The sequence below is a fragment of the Candidatus Darwinibacter acetoxidans genome, from assembly GCF_041936445.1.
Lineage (GTDB): Bacteria > Bacillota > Limnochordia > Darwinibacteriales > Darwinibacteriaceae > DTU010.
Genome location: NZ_JBHGXH010000154.1, coordinates 16848 through 31451 on the forward strand (window position 1 = coordinate 16848; position 14604 = coordinate 31451).

The 14604-nt window shown below is 59.5% G+C and carries 17 protein-coding genes; 11 read left to right on the plus strand and 6 right to left on the minus strand.

The genetic code is table 11. The features are described 5' to 3' along the window. Positions 1-48: 48 nt before the first annotated feature. The 3 genes from ACE4YL_RS05665 (at position 49) to ACE4YL_RS05675 (ending at position 3781) form a co-directional block, all read left to right on the plus strand. A complete protein-coding gene (locus tag ACE4YL_RS05665; protein ID WP_461369353.1) occupies positions 49-1695 on the plus strand; it encodes an alpha-glucosidase in 1647 nt (548 codons plus the stop codon). Positions 1696-1705: 10 nt separating this feature from the next. Beyond that, positions 1706-3079 carry a glycoside-pentoside-hexuronide (GPH):cation symporter gene (locus tag ACE4YL_RS05670; RefSeq protein ID WP_461357959.1) on the plus strand — a complete coding sequence of 458 codons (1374 nt, stop codon included), beginning with the start codon at positions 1706-1708 and terminating at the stop codon, positions 3077-3079. A gap of 93 nt (positions 3080-3172) precedes the next feature. Then, the gene (locus ACE4YL_RS05675; protein WP_461357958.1) at positions 3173-3781 is read left to right on the plus strand and encodes a hypothetical protein; all 609 of its coding nucleotides are present in this window, start codon (positions 3173-3175) and stop codon (positions 3779-3781) included. 24 nt (positions 3782-3805) lie between these two features. Here the strand turns inward: ACE4YL_RS05675 and ACE4YL_RS05680 are convergent, their stop codons facing one another. Both ACE4YL_RS05680 and ACE4YL_RS05685 read right to left on the minus strand, forming a co-directional pair. Further along, on the minus strand, positions 3806-4930 hold the full coding sequence (locus ACE4YL_RS05680; protein ID WP_461357957.1) for an SEC-C domain-containing protein: 1125 nt from the start codon (positions 4928-4930) through the stop codon (positions 3806-3808). 19 nt (positions 4931-4949) lie between these two features. After that, entirely contained in the window at positions 4950-5705 is a 756-nt protein-coding gene (locus ACE4YL_RS05685) for an exodeoxyribonuclease III (protein WP_461357956.1), read from the minus strand. A gap of 141 nt (positions 5706-5846) precedes the next feature. On the opposite strand from ACE4YL_RS05685, the gene galE reads away from it, so the two are divergent. The 4 genes from galE (at position 5847) to ACE4YL_RS05705 (ending at position 10410) form a co-directional block, all read left to right on the plus strand. Continuing rightward, a complete protein-coding gene (galE, locus tag ACE4YL_RS05690; RefSeq protein WP_461357955.1) occupies positions 5847-6839 on the plus strand; it encodes a UDP-glucose 4-epimerase GalE in 993 nt (330 codons plus the stop codon). A gap of 21 nt (positions 6840-6860) precedes the next feature. Then, positions 6861-8495 (plus strand): methyl-accepting chemotaxis protein, encoded by a 1635-nt coding sequence (locus ACE4YL_RS05695; RefSeq protein WP_461359975.1) that lies wholly within the window; start codon positions 6861-6863, stop codon positions 8493-8495. A gap of 220 nt (positions 8496-8715) precedes the next feature. Continuing rightward, positions 8716-8985, plus strand: coding sequence for a CD3324 family protein (locus ACE4YL_RS05700; RefSeq protein WP_461357953.1), 270 nt, complete (start codon positions 8716-8718; stop codon positions 8983-8985). A gap of 264 nt (positions 8986-9249) precedes the next feature. Further along, complete coding sequence (locus ACE4YL_RS05705) at positions 9250-10410, plus strand: GGDEF domain-containing protein (RefSeq protein WP_461359976.1); 1161 nt, start codon at positions 9250-9252, stop codon at positions 10408-10410. 63 nt (positions 10411-10473) lie between these two features. Here the strand turns inward: ACE4YL_RS05705 and ACE4YL_RS05710 are convergent, their stop codons facing one another. From ACE4YL_RS05710 to ACE4YL_RS05725, 4 genes are read right to left on the minus strand one after another with little or no spacing between them, the layout of a single operon-like run. Continuing rightward, a complete protein-coding gene (locus tag ACE4YL_RS05710; protein WP_461358619.1) occupies positions 10474-10695 on the minus strand; it encodes a hypothetical protein in 222 nt (73 codons plus the stop codon). A 9-nt stretch (positions 10696-10704) separates the two neighbouring features. Then, on the minus strand, positions 10705-10959 hold the full coding sequence (locus tag ACE4YL_RS05715) for a hypothetical protein (protein ID WP_461358620.1): 255 nt from the start codon (positions 10957-10959) through the stop codon (positions 10705-10707). After that, positions 10946-11287 (minus strand): hypothetical protein, encoded by a 342-nt coding sequence (locus tag ACE4YL_RS05720; protein ID WP_461358621.1) that lies wholly within the window; start codon positions 11285-11287, stop codon positions 10946-10948. Before ACE4YL_RS05720 ends, ACE4YL_RS05715 begins: the two co-directional genes overlap by 14 nt. Then, the gene (locus tag ACE4YL_RS05725) at positions 11284-11739 is read right to left on the minus strand and encodes an RNA polymerase sigma factor (RefSeq protein WP_461358622.1); all 456 of its coding nucleotides are present in this window, start codon (positions 11737-11739) and stop codon (positions 11284-11286) included. Before ACE4YL_RS05725 ends, ACE4YL_RS05720 begins: the two co-directional genes overlap by 4 nt. A 148-nt stretch (positions 11740-11887) precedes the next feature. Between ACE4YL_RS05725 and ACE4YL_RS05730 the strand changes: the two genes are divergently transcribed. The 4 genes from ACE4YL_RS05730 (at position 11888) to ACE4YL_RS05745 (ending at position 14547) form a co-directional block, all read left to right on the plus strand. Beyond that, on the plus strand, positions 11888-12628 hold the full coding sequence (locus ACE4YL_RS05730; protein ID WP_461358623.1) for a class I SAM-dependent methyltransferase: 741 nt from the start codon (positions 11888-11890) through the stop codon (positions 12626-12628). Positions 12629-12702: 74 nt separating this feature from the next. Next, positions 12703-12930 carry a DUF1858 domain-containing protein gene (locus ACE4YL_RS05735; protein ID WP_461358624.1) on the plus strand — a complete coding sequence of 76 codons (228 nt, stop codon included), beginning with the start codon at positions 12703-12705 and terminating at the stop codon, positions 12928-12930. Positions 12931-13101: 171 nt separating this feature from the next. Next, a complete protein-coding gene (locus ACE4YL_RS05740; protein WP_461358625.1) occupies positions 13102-13545 on the plus strand; it encodes an Hsp20/alpha crystallin family protein in 444 nt (147 codons plus the stop codon). 111 nt (positions 13546-13656) lie between these two features. Beyond that, a complete protein-coding gene (locus ACE4YL_RS05745; protein WP_461358626.1) occupies positions 13657-14547 on the plus strand; it encodes an HNH endonuclease in 891 nt (296 codons plus the stop codon). Positions 14548-14604: the final 57 nt, after the last annotated feature.

The window sequence follows — 14604 nt, forward strand, 5'->3', positions numbered from 1 at the left end:
AGTGTTAGACCCAGGTTAAGGAGGGATCAGCGAACGGGAGATAGAAATATGCAGCAGCTGGAAAAAGCAGCAAAGGAGGCAGGGAAGATGCTCAAGTGGTGGCAGGAGCGGGTAGTCTATCAGATCTGGCCCCGCAGCTTCCAGGACAGTAACGGCGATGGCATCGGCGATTTGCAGGGGATCATCGCCCACCTGGATGAGCTGAAGGACCTGGGAGTGGGCATTATCTGGCTCAGCCCCGTCTATCCTTCGCCCAACGCGGATTACGGCTATGACATCAGCGATTACACCGGGATCAACCCCGAGTTTGGCACCATGGAGGATATGGATCAGCTCATCGCGGAGGCGGCTAAGCGGGACATCAAGATCGTCATGGACCTGGTGATCAATCACACCTCGGATCAGCATCCCTGGTTCCAAAGCAGCCGGGAAAAAAACAGCCCCTACCGGGACTACTACATCTGGCGGCCGGGCAGGGGAAAAAGGCCCCCCAACAACTGGGGCAGCTTCTTCGGGGGCCCCGCCTGGGAATATGACCCCCACAGCGGCGAGTACTACCTGCACCTTTTCGCCAAGAACCAGCCCGATCTCAACTACCGCAACCCCAAGGTGCTGGCGGAGGTGAAGGATATCCTCCGCTTCTGGCTGAATAAGGGCATTGCCGGCTTTCGCTGCGATGTGATCAACATCATCTGGAAGTCCAGCCTGGAAAACGGCAGGTGGCGCCCTGCCCTCAAGGGCTTGGAGCACTACCTTTCCCAGGAGGGCTGCCACCGGATCCTCCAGGAGCTGCGCCGGGAGATCTTCGATCACTACGACTGCTTCACCGTGGGGGAAACGGTCTTTGTCACAACGCAGATGGCCAGGGACTTCTTGGGCCAGGGGGAGCTGGATATGGTCTTTTCCTTTGAACATATGGGGGCAGATGAGCTGCTGATCAAGTGGTTCAAGCGCCGCTTCAGTCCCAAGCGCCTGGCCCGGGCCCTCACCAAGTGGCAGCTGGAGGTGCCCTGGAACGCCAACTACCTGGAAAACCACGACCAGCCCCGCTCGGTTTCCCGCTTCGGCCATGAGGGGGAGTTTTGGGAGCAGTCGGCTAAGCTCCTCTGCGTCTTACTTCTCACCCTCAAGGGCACTCCCTTCATCTATCAGGGACAGGAAATCGGCATGACCAATTTCGACTACACCAGCATGGAGCAGATCCGGGACATCGAGTCCCACAACGTCTACCAGCTGGCCAAACGCCTGGGATTCCCCCCGGGCCTTAGGTGGAAGCTGATCAAGGCTTCTTCCCGGGATAACGCCCGCACGCCCGTGCAGTGGAACGGGGGGCCCAACGCGGGCTTTACCACCGGAAAGCCCTGGATCGATGTGAACAGCAACTACACTAAAATCAACATGGAATCCCAGCTGAACGATCCCAACTCCATCCGCAGTTTCTACAAAAAGATGATCGCCCTGCGCCGGGAGAGCCCGGTGCTTAAAGCCGGCGATTTTGAGCCGGTGGCCATTGAAGAGAGCTTGTTCGCCTTCAGGCGCAAACTGGAACGGGAATCCCTGCTGGTCCTGCTCAACTTCACCCAGGCAGCTGTCGCGGCGCCCTACCGGGGCCAAGTGGTCATTTCCAACTATGACCGCACAAGCTACGGCGGCCGGCTGGAGCCCTTTGAAGCAGTGGTCTTGCGGGAAAACTAGGAGGATGGTCATGGAAAAGGCAGCCAAACGCAACATCTACACCTTCGGCCTGGGCACCGTGGGGCGGGATATGGTCTATGCCATGGTGAGCATGTACCTCATGTTCTACCTCACGGATGTCTTAACTGTACCCAGCGCCACCTTGTGGGCGCTCAACGGTATCATCCTGGTGGGGCGCATCTTCGATGCTTTGAACGACCCCATCATGGGTGTGATCGTGGACAACACCAACACCAAGTACGGCAAGTTCAAACCCTGGATTGTGCTGGGGGCCCTCACCTCGGGGATCATCACAATCCTCTTGTTCACTGACTTTGGCCTGAAAGGCACCAGTTTCGTGGTGGTGTTTGGGATCCTCTTCATCCTCTGGGATCTGGCCTATACCACCAACGACATCTCCTACTGGTCCATGCTCCCGGCTTTGAGCGTGGATCAGCAGGAACGGGAGAGAATCGGCGCCTTCGCCAAGATCTGTGCCAACGTCGGCCTTTTCGCTGTTGTGGTGGGGCTGGTACCCATCACCACCATGTTGGGGGAAAGGCTGGGCAGCATGACCCAGGCCTACCATGTGTTCACCGCGGCCCTGGTGGTGATCATGTGGGTGGGTCAGGCCATCACCGTTTTTGGGGTGCGGGAGAACCGGGAGATCTTCAAACTGGAGGAGACCACCACCCTGCGGGGCATGGTCAAGGCCATCGCCGAAAACGATCAGCTGCTTTGGGCGGCGGTGTCCATGGGCCTGTTCACCATCGGCTATGTGACCACCACCAGCTTCGGACTGTATTTTTTCAAATACGCTTACGGCGATGAGGGTATGTACGCGGTCTTCGCCCTCATTTTGGGCCTCTGCCAGCTGGGGGCCTTGTCCGTTTTTCCCCTGTTTAGTAAGAGATTCAGCCGGGAGGCCCTCTACAGCGCCAGTACAGCCATGGTGGTCCTGGGCTATCTGATCTTCTTCTTTGCCCCCATGAACATGCTGGTGATCGGCCCCGCGGGCATTTTGATCTTCTTGGGGGAAGCGTTCATCCAGATGCTCATGCTCATGTTCCTCACCGATACGGTGGAATACGGCCAGTGGAAACTGGGTAAGCGCAACGAGAGCGTCACCTTTTCCCTGCAGCCGGTGATCTACAAGGTGGCCGGTGCAGTGGCCAGCGGCATTGTGGGGGTAACGGTGATCCTCTCCGGGATCAATGATGCCCTCACCCCCGCGGATGTCACCGCCGGCGGGCTGGTGCTGTTGAAGTTTGCCATGCTAATTTTGCCCCTCCTCTGCATCCTGGTGGGCTACTGGGTTTACCGGAGGAAATACATCATCGACAGCGCCATGTACCAGCGCATCTTAGGCGATCTCCAAGCCCGGGGACAGATCAAACTGGGTTAGGGCAAAATCCTTTAATTTACGGGAGGGACTCGCCCTTAGGTGCAGAAGTGAAGAGGTGATGGTAAGCACGGGGGAGAGGAGAGAAGGCTGAGGGTGAGTCGGAAAAACGCGCGGCAGCTGATGGAGGAGCTGTACGGTACACAGCGCAGGAAGGGCATTGACAAGTACAGTAAGGAGCATCCCCTGGATGTGGTCAAGTTCTGTTTCATAGGTCGAGACGAGGACTGCCTCCGGGCCATGCACCTGATCAACGTGGCCATCCTCCATGATGTGGTGGAAGACTTCGGCCACAAGGGTTACACTCTGGATAAGGTGCAGGTGGTGGTGGGGTTAGGTCCCGCTGAGGTGAGACTTTTGGATCTTCTAACCCGCAAACCGGGCCGGGAAGAGGATTATTTGCCGAGCCTCTGCAGGGATGAGGATGCGGCCAGAATCAAGCTGGCGGACCGCATCGCCAACTGCCAGGATCTGCTCCAGTGGGTAAAGGACGAGGGGGGCTTTTCCGAGGATGCCCGCAGGATTTATGAAAAATACAAGCGGGAAAACGCGGTGTTGCTGCCTCAGCTTAAGGCGAACTTCCCGGCACAGGTGGAGGACCCGGACCACGCTTTTCACCGCCAGATCGAGCTTCTCCAGGGTTGCATGGAAGAACTGGACGACCTCTATAGGCAGTATCAAGGCCAGTATTCCCTGACAAAGTAAATCCGCACCGAGGTGCGGATTTCTTTATGCTGAGCCGCAGCAGTGGCCGTAGTCCAGCTGGCTGCCGCAGGGGCAGGGGGCATCGGGACTCAGGCGCTTTCTGGTGGCGAAGTCGTAGACGATGGCTTTGCGCTTAAGTCTATCTTCCCTGGGCGGGTCGGGCCTTGTGGCCCGTTCCATAATCTCCTCCGGCGAATGCCCCTTCAAGACCCAATGGGGGACGCAGTGGTAGAAATCAAAGACCACCAGGGCCAGTTCGGTGATGTCTTCATCGGTGGCCCTCTCCATGTGCTCCAAGAGGGCATAGACGATCTCAGGGGGCGAGAGATCCGTTTGCACCAGGCTGAAGAGGAGGTCGAGAAAGTAAGGGGCCTCTTCCTCCAGCTGGTGTTTATGCAGGAAGCTGGCCACTTCCCGGATCTGGCGCATGTTTCTGTGGTAAAAGGATGCCTCCCCCGCCTGCCAGGCCTCAGCGTAGCTCAAGGGCCGGTACTCCAGGGCCCGCCGCTCCCGGAGGGCAGCTAGGAGGTAGTCCAGATCCGTGAGGCGCCCGTCGCAGAAATAGCCCCGCTCAAAGACGATGTTCCAGCTGTAAAAACCGATTTCCCGCAGCACTTCTCCGATGCTGGCCACATCCACCGGCTCGGGCAGGAGGCGGTTGAGCATTTTGCCCAGTTCATGGAGGGGCAAACAGCCGTAGTAGTGGAGCAGACCCCGGGTTAAGCGGGCAATCTCGGTGTTTTCCCGCACCTTGCGGCGGTAGGCGGGCCCGTCCAGGGCGAAAAACAGCTCCTGGATCTCCAGGGGAATGATCAGGTAAAGGTGATCACCATACGTTTCCGGAAAGCCCACGTACTCCTCCAAGAGATAATCCTCCGCGGGGCTGCTGCCTTCTGCCTCCAGGCGGTGGATCTGGGTAAGCGTAGTGATTTCCTGCACCAGGCTGTAAATAGACTGATCCCAACAGAGCATCTTGCCCGCGATCACCGCGGGGAGCCGCTGGCGCAAGTAGGCAACCAGGCGCGATTTGCGCAGGCCGCTCACTCCCTTAATCTGGAGCTTGCGGCAGAGCTGCATCAGCTCGGCTTTGGTCTGCCGGGTCAGGATGGACTCCAACAGGAAAGCACCACCTGCAGCGTGGCTGGCCATATTCTTCACCGTCCTTTGCTCACAGCCGGACCTGTAGTTCCACCGGGCAGTGATCGCTGCCCAGCACTTGGTCGTGGATGAGGGCATCCACCAGGTTTTCCTCCAGGTCCTGGGACGTTAGGAAATAATCGATTCTCCACCCGATGTTCCGCTCCCGCGCCTTGGCGAAATAGGCCCACCAGGTGTAGGCATCCCGTTTGTCGGGGTAGAAATGGCGGAAGGTATCGATAAACCCTGCCTCCAGAAGTTCGCTGAATTTCCCCCGCTCCTCATCGGTGAACCCGGCGTTTTTGCGGTTGGACTCGGGGTTTTTCAGGTCGATCTCTTGGTGGGCCACATTGAGATCTCCGCAGATGATCACCGGCTTCACCTGCTTGAGCTCCTGGACGAAGGAGCGAAAAGCATCATCCCAGACCAGGCGGTAGTCCAAACGGGCCAGGCCCCGCTGGGCATTGGGTGTGTAAACATTGGTGAGGAAAAAGGAATCATATTCTAGGGTAATCACCCGGCCTTCCCGATCGTGTTCCTCCTTGCCCAGCCCGAAGCGGACGTTTAAGGGTTTGGGCTTGGTGAACACCGCGGTGCCGGAGTAGCCCTTCTTTTCGGCGTAGTTCCAATACTGCTCGTAGCCGGGCAGCTCCAGCTGCACCTGGCCCTCCTGCAGTTTGGTTTCCTGGATGCAGAAGATATCGGCGTCAATTTCCCGAAAGAAGTCCAGAAAGCCCTTGTTCAAGCAGGCCCTCAGGCCGTTCACATTCCACGAAATGAGCTTCATCAAATAACCTCCCACTGCGTGAGTTCTCCAGCTGCGGGCTCAATCCTGCCGCCCATGGAAAAACAGGAAAAGAGAGGAAGGGCAAGGAGGAATCCCGGGACTCCGAACCGAACTGTGTCATCTTGGGAAAGGAGGGGTACCATGCTCATCCTAGTTACAGGCGGAACCGGCTACATCGGCAGCCATACCTGCGTGGAACTGCTCAACAGCGGTTACGATGTGATCATTTTGGACAATTTGAGCAACAGCGAGCGCTCGGTGGTGGATAGGATAGGGCAGATCACGGGCAAGCGTCCCCTGTTTTATCACGCCGATGCCACCGATGAAACCGCGGTGGATTTGATCTTCTCCACCCATCCCCTGGATGGGGTGATCCACTTCGCCGGACTGAAGGCGGTGGGCGAGTCGGTGGAAAAGCCCCTAGCTTACTATAAAAACAACCTGATCAGCACCATGGTGCTCCTGGAAAACTGTGTGAAATACGGGGTGCAGCGCTTCGTGTTCAGCTCTTCAGCCACCGTGTACGGGGAAAACGAGGTCCCCTTTGTGGAAACCATGGCGCTGCCGCCCCGCACCAACCCCTACGGGGAAACCAAGGCCATGTCGGAAAAGATCCTGACCGATACCGCCCGCAGGCACCCGGAGATGTCCGTGGCGCTTTTGCGCTACTTCAACCCCGTGGGCGCCCACGAAAGCGGGCTCATCGGGGAGGCACCCCAGGGCATACCCAACAACCTCATGCCCTACATCACCCAGGTGGCCAAGGGGATCCTGCCGGAGCTTAGGGTGTTCGGCGGCGACTACCCCACACCCGACGGCACCGGCGTGCGGGATTACATCCACGTCATGGACTTGGCCGCAGGGCATCTGGCGGCCCTGGAGAAGATGGGGCCCGGTGTACACATCTACAACCTGGGTACAGGGCGGGGAACCTCGGTTCTGGAGCTCATCGCCGCTTTCGAACAGGCCAACAAGGTGAAAATACCCTACCGAATCGTGGAACGCCGTCCAGGCGATGTGGCCCAGTGCTGGGCCGATGTGAGTAAGGCCCAAAAGGAACTGGGCTGGACGGCTAAGCGGGGCCTTCTGGAGATGTGCCGGGACGCCTGGCGCTTTGAGCAGCAGCGGGGCTAGACTGAGAAGGGAGCGGTGCCCATGAAAAGACGGCATTCCATTCGCATGAAAGTCGTGATCGTGCCCTTGATCCTGGTCTTTGTGACCATCGCGGTTTTGGGCGCAGCCAGCGTGTATGTCCCCTACACCAGAACCCTGGAGCAGAAAAGGCTCGGGGGACTGGCCGTGGCCCAGCAGGTGAGGGCCAGGCTCCTCACCGGCAGGCAGGCCCGGGCCGCCCTGGAGGAGCTGGCGGCACAGGCCGAAGGCCAAAGCGGGGAGGAGAAGCTGAGTGAACTTGCCGAGCTTCAGCGGGAACTCAGCCCTGAGCACCTGGTGGTGGATGTGACCAGTGGTGCCACCCTAAGCTACGCGGCCATCTTCGATGCCCAGGGCCGGCCGGAGGCGGTAAGCCACGCCCTCACCCGGGAGCAGCTCTTTCAGGATCGGGCAAAGCTCACCGCCCTGGAAAGCAGGACAAACTATGTGGCCTTGACCGAGCATCCCCTCAGCGGGGAAATGGTCTGGGATATTCTACTCCCCGTCTTCGTGGATGAGCAGTACACGGGGGCGGTGAACGTGGGCGTCAATTTGGAGATTGTAGGCAGGACGCTGCGCAGCAGCATCCTGCTCACGGTGCTCCTGGCCAGCTCCGCTTACCTTCTCCTCAGCCTGATTCTCATTCTCAACGTCTCCCGCCTGATTCGGGCCCTGGCCGGACTGGGGGTCCATGTGGATGTGCTGGCCGGAAAGGTGCTGCACGCCTCAGTACCGGAACCCATCTTGGACCGGAAGGACGAAGTGGGGCTGGTGGCCAGGGGGATTCAGGCCATGCAGGAGACCCTGCGCAGCGTTTTAGCCCGGGTGTTGGAGGCCGCGGGGGCCACAGCCCGGGCCAGCCAGGAGCTTTCCGCTTCTGCCCAGCAGACCAGCGCCACCATTGAGGAAGTGGCGGGCACAGCCAACCAGTTCGCCTCCACGGTGCAGACCATGGGCGGCAGCGTGGCGGAGATGGTGCGGGCTGCGGAGGGAATAGAAGCTTCCGCCAGCGAAGGGCAGTCCGTGGTGGCCAGGGCTGTCAACCTTTCCGATGAGCTGAAAAACAGCCTCGCGCAGCTGGCCGGGGCCGTCACGGGGCTGGGGGAAAGCTCCCGGGAGATCGGCCAGATCGTGGGGGCCATCACCGACATCGCCGACCAGACCAACCTTTTAGCCCTCAACGCCGCCATTGAGGCGGCTAGAGCGGGCGAACACGGCCGCGGCTTTGCGGTTGTGGCAGAGGAAGTGCGCAAGCTGGCGGAAGAGGCGGCAGCATCCAGCAAGCGCATCACCCAGCTGGTGCAGGCCATCCAAGGAGAAGCGGAGCGTACCGTGGTGGGCATCACCAAAAGCGCCGCCGATGCCGCAGAAAGCGCCAGCGCGGTGGCCAGAAGCGGCGAGCTGCTCCGCCTGATCTTGCAGCAGATCGCCGAGATTACCGGCACCATCAAGGAAGTCTCCCGGGGTTTGGAGCTGATCAGTTCCGGCAGCCAGGAACTGGCGGCCACCACCGAAGAGCAGTCGGCCTCCATGGCCACCATTGCCTCGGCCACCCAGGAACTGAGCATGATGGCGGATCGCCTGCAGCAGCTGGTGCAGGAATTTGAGCTGGAGGCCCCGCCCGGGGGGAAAGATTGATTCGGAAGTGACTTTCCCTTGCCCCAGCAGCTGCGGGGCTGTATTCTAGAGTTAGCACGACCTATGAGGAGGTGGGTTAGATGATCTTGGTGAGCAGTGGAAGCTTGCACAGCCATGGCGTTGGCCCGCCTCGGATCTGGGGCTGAGCTGTTTCAGCCTGTTTTGACCCGGCTCAAGGCCAGCGCCTCGGGGAAGAAGGATAAGGAGGGCGTTGGCTTTTATGTATGTAAAGGCTGAAGAAGTGCTGCCTGCAGATCTCCTGGCGGAGATTCAGGAGTATGTGCAGGGAGTGGAGCTTTACATCCCCAAGCGGCCCGAAGCCCGGCTGGGCTGGGGAGAGCGCAACGGGGCCCGCCAGCAGATCCGGAGCCGGAACCGGGAGATCGCAGAGCGCTACCAAAGGGGCGAGAGCATCGCCTCCCTCATGGAGCGCTATCACTTGAGCTATGACAGCATCCGCAAAATCGTGAGCTCCGGCCGGAAAGAATGAGTCCCAAGGATTCTCGGGAGGCCCAGGCGTTGTGAGGTGGTACAATGGGTAGTGGTGGGACCCGCCAATTCAGGGCGAAAGGGGGATGATCAGATGATCGTCAGGAGGTATGGCATCCTCTAGCTAGTCTAGGGTGCCTCAAGCTGGCAGGCTCCTGTGCCGCAGGGCAGGGGCCTGCTTTTTTTCTGGAGGGCAGCAGGAGTTTGCTGTCGGATGGGGAATATGGGACTTCCTGTCATTTCCTGCCGGTTGGGGGTTGAGGTCATGGGGTGGCTGCGGACTAAGTGGCGCTCTTTCCGGCGTCAACTAAATACGTTTGGTGTAGATCAGGAGCTGAAGGACCAGGCCATCGCGGCCAGCGTGCAGCGGGTCTTCTGGACCGCGCCTGTGCTGTCCCTGGGGAACTTCTTGGTGGCCCTAAGTTTCTGGCTGCGCAATGTGCCTCATGGAGGTAGGGAACTGCTCTGGCGGAACTTGATCAGCGGGGTCAACTTCACCGTGAGCGTTATCAGCATGCTGATCTGGTTGGCCGCTTGGCGGATCAAGGGATCCGGGAGCAGCGCCCGGAAACGGGCCCTGTTTGTCTACGGCGTTGCCTGCTATGTGCTGGCCGCGGGGTTGGCTATCTCCCTCATCGACCAGCTCGCCATGGCCAGTATTGCCGCCTTTCTCCTCAGCGCCACCATGGTGGGCACTTTGTATTATCTGCATCCCCACCATGCCCTGCTCCTTTTCGGGCTGGCCTATTTCGCCTTCAACCGGGGACTGGTCCTGGTGGGGGGCCATCCAGGCAGTGTGATTCTCTCCAACCAGGTGAACGGCCTCATCGCCGCCGCCTTGGGTTACGCCCTCTCCCTGCTGAACTGGCTGCATTTCCGCCAAACCACTCTTCAGCAGAGGACCATCGAGGAGCAGCAGCGGAAACTGCGGGTTCTGGCCTATTTGGACTCCTTGACGGGCCTGCCCAACCGGAGGTTCCTGGACGAACGCATTGATCGGGAGGCCGCCTTGGTGCGGGAGGGGCAGAGCCAGGCTGCCCTGCTCATGTGTGATATCGATCGCTTCAAGCTGGTGAACGATACCCATGGGCACCTGGCGGGGGACGATCTCCTGCGGGAGCTGGCGGCGCTGCTGGAGAAAAACATCCCGGCGGAAAGTGTTCTGGTGCGCCTGGGGGGCGAGGAGTTTGTGATCCTGGCACCGGGAGTGCCTCTGGGGGAAGCGGCCCGCCTGGCGGAGCGCCTGCGGGAGCTGGTGGAAGGACACAGCTTCACCCTGGGCGGCAGTGAAGTGCGGATTACGCTGAGCATCGGCGTGGCGGCCCTCACCGGCGCGGAAGGGGTGCGGGACTACTACAACCGGGCAGATCGCGCCCTCTACCAGGCCAAAGAGCTGGGGCGTAACCGGGTGGTGGCGGCACCGTAAGCCGCCAGAAGGGACAAAAACAGAGCAGGTTCAGCCGCAAGGGGCGGCGGAACCTGCTTTTCGCTACTCCCGGGGGCGGGAAAACCAACTCTCCAGGCTGCCCAGGTTTTTATAGGCAGCGGTGAGCTCCTTCACTGCCTCGGGGTCTAGTCCCTGGGCCCGCAGGCCCCTGGCGAAAATGTCCAGGGCTTTGCGGCGTTTGAGGAGCAGGGCCGGGCCCGCTGAAACCGTCCTACCCAGCGTCTTGGTGATGCCAACCAAAGCGGAAAGCGCTCCACCTAGCATGGCCCATCCCTAGGAGTTCCCGTACTGCTTGGTGACGAACTTGATGGTGTTCAGGTATTCCTCCGTCAGGTACAGGGCATCCTGTTTTTCCATACCCGCGTCGATCAGGTTCTTGTAGAACGTACCCGCCGCTTGGCTCATGCGCTCTGCTCCCTCCTGGGAATAGAGGGTTTGGAAGAGCTCCTTGATCAGCCTGGGCAGCTTTTCGGCAACAAGATCCAGCATCTCACCGATTTCTTTCACGGGAATATCAGAGTTGCTCACTGGCTAAGACACTCCTTTCCAAGATTTTCATAACCGGCCACAACATCTGCGGCAGTGCTTCCTCCAGCACTGTGCGCAGTACTTCTTGAACGAGCACCCGGCTCCCACTTCCCGTTAAGGAAGAGTAGACCCTCTGTTTGACTGCCTCTGGCATGGCTGCCTTCAGGCGGGCCAGTTCTTTTTGCAAGGCGAGCTCCAGGCGCAGTACCTCCAAAAACTCAGGGTCTGTGGCTGTAAGCCTCAGGGCCAGCTGCCTTTCCCCGTCTGAGAGCTTGCCATAGATCAGGCCCCAAGCCAGCTCGCTGTAGTCTTCCTTTGGTGCGCTCATCTTTCTCCCTCCTGCAGCCAGCGATAGAGGTGTCTGCGGGCGTTATGGGCTTTGCTTTTGACTGTGCCCTCAGGCAGGCTCAACATCTCCGCGAGCTCCCGGTAGGTAAAACCTTCCACGTAGAGCCCGTACACGATGGTGCGCTCCAGGTCCGCAAGCTGCTTGAGGGCTTCCTCCACAAACAGGGCTGAAGAGTCGCCTACAGCTGCGCCTTCCCAGATCAGGGGCAGGTCAGGGGGGCGCCGGCGCAGGAAGTCCACCATTTTGTTATGGGCGATGGCCAGCAGCCACGCCTTGGGGGAATGCACCGTCTCCAGGCGGTCCAGCCCCTCCTGGGCGGCTAGAAAGGTTTCCTGCACCAGGTCTTCCACCAGCTGCCTGTCTTGGAGTTTGAAGGCTAGATAGCCGTAAACGGCATCGGCATATGCGCTGTACAGTGCCGCCAGATCCACTTTCCTCAGCCCCTTCACCCCTCTAGTCGTCTGCGCTCCCGGGATGGTTCACGGGAAAATGTTATCTTTTGGTAAAGATAGGGCGGGGGGCGCCGCCCTCTGCTAGAATTCTAGGTAAACCGAGCGATCCCTACGGAGGTAAGAACCAATGGCCAAAGACTATGAGCACCTGCGGCGGGAATGGGTGGAAATGGCACCCTATTGGATCGAGGAAGCAAGAGCCGGGGGGGATCTTTCCCGCAAAGGGCTCCTGGATGCCTACATGCTCGCAGCCTGCGGCGATGTTCAGGGCCTGCGCATCCTGGACTGCGGCTGCGGCGAGGGCCGCTTTTGCCGCATGCTGGTGGAGCGGGGGGCAGGGTATGTGCTGGGCGTGGACAACTGTCCGCCCATGATTGAAGCCGCCCGGGAGCTGCAGTCCGGTAGGGACGAGTACCTGCTGGCCGATGCCCAGGATCTCAGCTTCCTGGCGGAGGCCAGTTTTGACCTGGTCGTTTCCTACCTCAACCAGTGCGATCTCCCCGATTTCGACGCCAATGTGCGGGAAGTGTTCCGGGTGCTCAAAGCTGGGGGGCGCTTTGTGGTGGCCAACATCCATCCCATGCGTTCCGCCGGGGGAAGCTGGCTAAGGGGACCTGATGGGGCCAAACAGCACGTCATGCTGGACAACTACTTCGCAGAGGGCGAGCGGCATTTCAGCATGAAGGGCGTGCAGATCACCAACTTCCACCGGACCCTTTCCACCTACCTGCGCAGTTTCCTCCGGGCCGGGTTTACCCTGGAGGACCTGATCGAGCCCACGGTTACACCGGAAGCGGTGGCAGCTTACCCCTCCCTCGCGGACGAGCGGCGGGTGCCCAATTTCATCATTTTCTTACTGAAGAAATAAAGAATTTCTGTGGAGTTTGCCCCTAGGTTGTTGTACCCTGGGATCAGGAAAGCAGTAGGGGGGGCGAACTGTCCATGGAAAAGGCGATCGATCTGAACAAGACCGTGTACGAACTGGTCCAGGAGCACCCGGAGTTGGTGCAGATCCTGGCTGAGCTGGGCTTTGCCAGCATCACCAATCCGGCCATGCTGAAAACAGCAGGCAGGGTCATGACCCTGCCCAAGGGGGCAGCCCTGAAGGGTAAGGATCTGGAAGAGATCAAAGGGGAACTGGCTAGGCGAGGCTACTCCGTGATCCCCTAGGCGTTTGGGGGAGCTTGGCTGAGCAAACGGCAGTTATTTCACTGAGATCGGGAAATACTACCCCTGGGGAGAGATATTTGACCTTCTTTGACTTTGACCTTTCCTGATGTTCGTGGGAAAATAAGGTTGCAAGTTGAAGTTGAGCAAATCAAACCCGAGGAGGTAGTGAGCATGTATCGCTTGATGCCGTTTCGCAGAAGGAGTCGTGGAGAATTCTTCTGGCCCCAGACCTGGCAGGACTTCTTCAACTGGCCGGAGTCTGTCTGGGAGGGTTTCCCCGGCTTTGGCGGTTTTGGTAGTTTCAGCGTGGATGTGAAGGAGACAGAAGACGGTTACCACATCCAGGCAGATCTGCCTGGCGTGGCCAAGGACAACATCCGCCTGTCTTTGGACAATGGCTATCTGACCATTGCGGTGCGGGCTGAAGAGCTGAAATCCGAAACGAATGAAAACTACCTCTGCCGCGAGCGGCGGCTGGCCTCCAGCCAGCGCAGCTTCTACGTGGGCAACGTCGATCCCGAAAACGTCCGGGCCAAGTACGAAAACGGGGTATTGGATATCACCATCCCCCGGGCTGCCCAAGGGCCAGATCGCAGGCAGATCCCCATTCACTAAACAACTTAGACGGAGGGTGCTCAGGCGCCCTCCTTTTTTGTTGGGCAGGATTTGGCCCCTGGGGACAGAATATGGTAATTAGTACCATTTGACAAAAGGGGGAAGGGGCTGATGTCCCAGGAGGACCAAATCAGGTTAGCTGTCTTTCAGTGGCTGGAGGAGCAGACCAGATTTGACGATGTACTGCCCTGGTCCACTCTCCTGCATGGTTTTAGCTACCAGGGCCACCGGATCAGTTTGGTTGGGCAGCAGGGGATCTGGAAACCCAAGGTCTTCAAATCCATACCCATCTCCATCCGCACATCCCACCAATCTCCCTACCACGACGGGTTTACTGCCGACGGGCTTCTGTGTTACCGCTATCGGGGCACCGACCCCCGCCACCATGAAAACGCGGGGCTGCGGGAAGCCCTGCTGAAGCAGGCCCCCTTGGTCTACTTCCATGCCCTCCTGCCCGGTAAGTATCTGGCCGCCTGGCCTGTGTATGTCATCGGGGAAGATCAGGCCAGCCTTTCCTTCATTGTGGCGCTGGATGACAAGCGCTACCTGGAGCCCGGGCAGGCGGCGGGAAGCGGGGAAGAGGGCCGCCGGCGCTATATCACCGCCAGCTTCCGGATGCGCCTGCATCAAAGGTCCTTCCGGGAGCGGGTGCTGGCCGCCTACCAGAGCCAGTGTGCCTTCTGCCGCCTGCGCCGGGCCGAGCTGCTGGATGCCGCCCACATTGTCCCAGACCGGGACCCCTTGGGTGAGCCACTGGTCACCAACGGCCTGGCCCTCTGCAAGATTCACCATGCGGCCTTTGACCGGCATTTCATCGGCGTCACGCCCGATTACAAGATCCAAATCCGCCGGGAGCTGCTGGAAGAAAGGGACGGGCCCATGCTCCGCCACGGGATTCAGGAGATGCACAACCAGCGGTTGATCCTGCCTAGGAAGGCTAGCCAATACCCAGACCGGGACCTTCTGGCCCTGCGCTATGAAGAGTTCAAAAAGGCCATTTAAGCTGCGGCCCTGTCCTAGTATCACCGGGACAGGGCCTTCCTGTTGGAAAGGGAAACC

Bases quoted from the DNA above. Each gene is read 5' to 3' on its own strand.
- ACE4YL_RS05665 (WP_461369353.1), top strand. From the start codon at position 49: ATGCAGCAGCTGGAAAAAGCAGCAAAGGAGGCAGGGAAGATGCTCAAG.
- ACE4YL_RS05670 (WP_461357959.1), top strand. From the start codon at position 1,706: ATGGAAAAGGCAGCCAAACGCAACATCTACACCTTCGGCCTGGGCACC.
- ACE4YL_RS05680 (WP_461357957.1), bottom strand. From the start codon at position 4,930: ATGGCCAGCCACGCTGCAGGTGGTGCTTTCCTGTTGGAGTCCATCCTG.
- ACE4YL_RS05685 (WP_461357956.1), bottom strand. From the start codon at position 5,705: ATGAAGCTCATTTCGTGGAATGTGAACGGCCTGAGGGCCTGCTTGAAC.
- galE (WP_461357955.1), top strand. From the start codon at position 5,847: ATGCTCATCCTAGTTACAGGCGGAACCGGCTACATCGGCAGCCATACC.
- ACE4YL_RS05695 (WP_461359975.1), top strand. From the start codon at position 6,861: ATGAAAAGACGGCATTCCATTCGCATGAAAGTCGTGATCGTGCCCTTG.
- ACE4YL_RS05700 (WP_461357953.1), top strand. From the start codon at position 8,716: ATGTATGTAAAGGCTGAAGAAGTGCTGCCTGCAGATCTCCTGGCGGAG.
- ACE4YL_RS05705 (WP_461359976.1), top strand. From the start codon at position 9,250: ATGGGGTGGCTGCGGACTAAGTGGCGCTCTTTCCGGCGTCAACTAAAT.
- ACE4YL_RS05710 (WP_461358619.1), bottom strand. From the start codon at position 10,695: ATGCTAGGTGGAGCGCTTTCCGCTTTGGTTGGCATCACCAAGACGCTG.
- ACE4YL_RS05720 (WP_461358621.1), bottom strand. From the start codon at position 11,287: ATGAGCGCACCAAAGGAAGACTACAGCGAGCTGGCTTGGGGCCTGATC.
- ACE4YL_RS05730 (WP_461358623.1), top strand. From the start codon at position 11,888: ATGGCCAAAGACTATGAGCACCTGCGGCGGGAATGGGTGGAAATGGCA.
- ACE4YL_RS05735 (WP_461358624.1), top strand. From the start codon at position 12,703: ATGGAAAAGGCGATCGATCTGAACAAGACCGTGTACGAACTGGTCCAG.
- ACE4YL_RS05740 (WP_461358625.1), top strand. From the start codon at position 13,102: ATGTATCGCTTGATGCCGTTTCGCAGAAGGAGTCGTGGAGAATTCTTC.
- ACE4YL_RS05745 (WP_461358626.1), top strand. From the start codon at position 13,657: ATGTCCCAGGAGGACCAAATCAGGTTAGCTGTCTTTCAGTGGCTGGAG.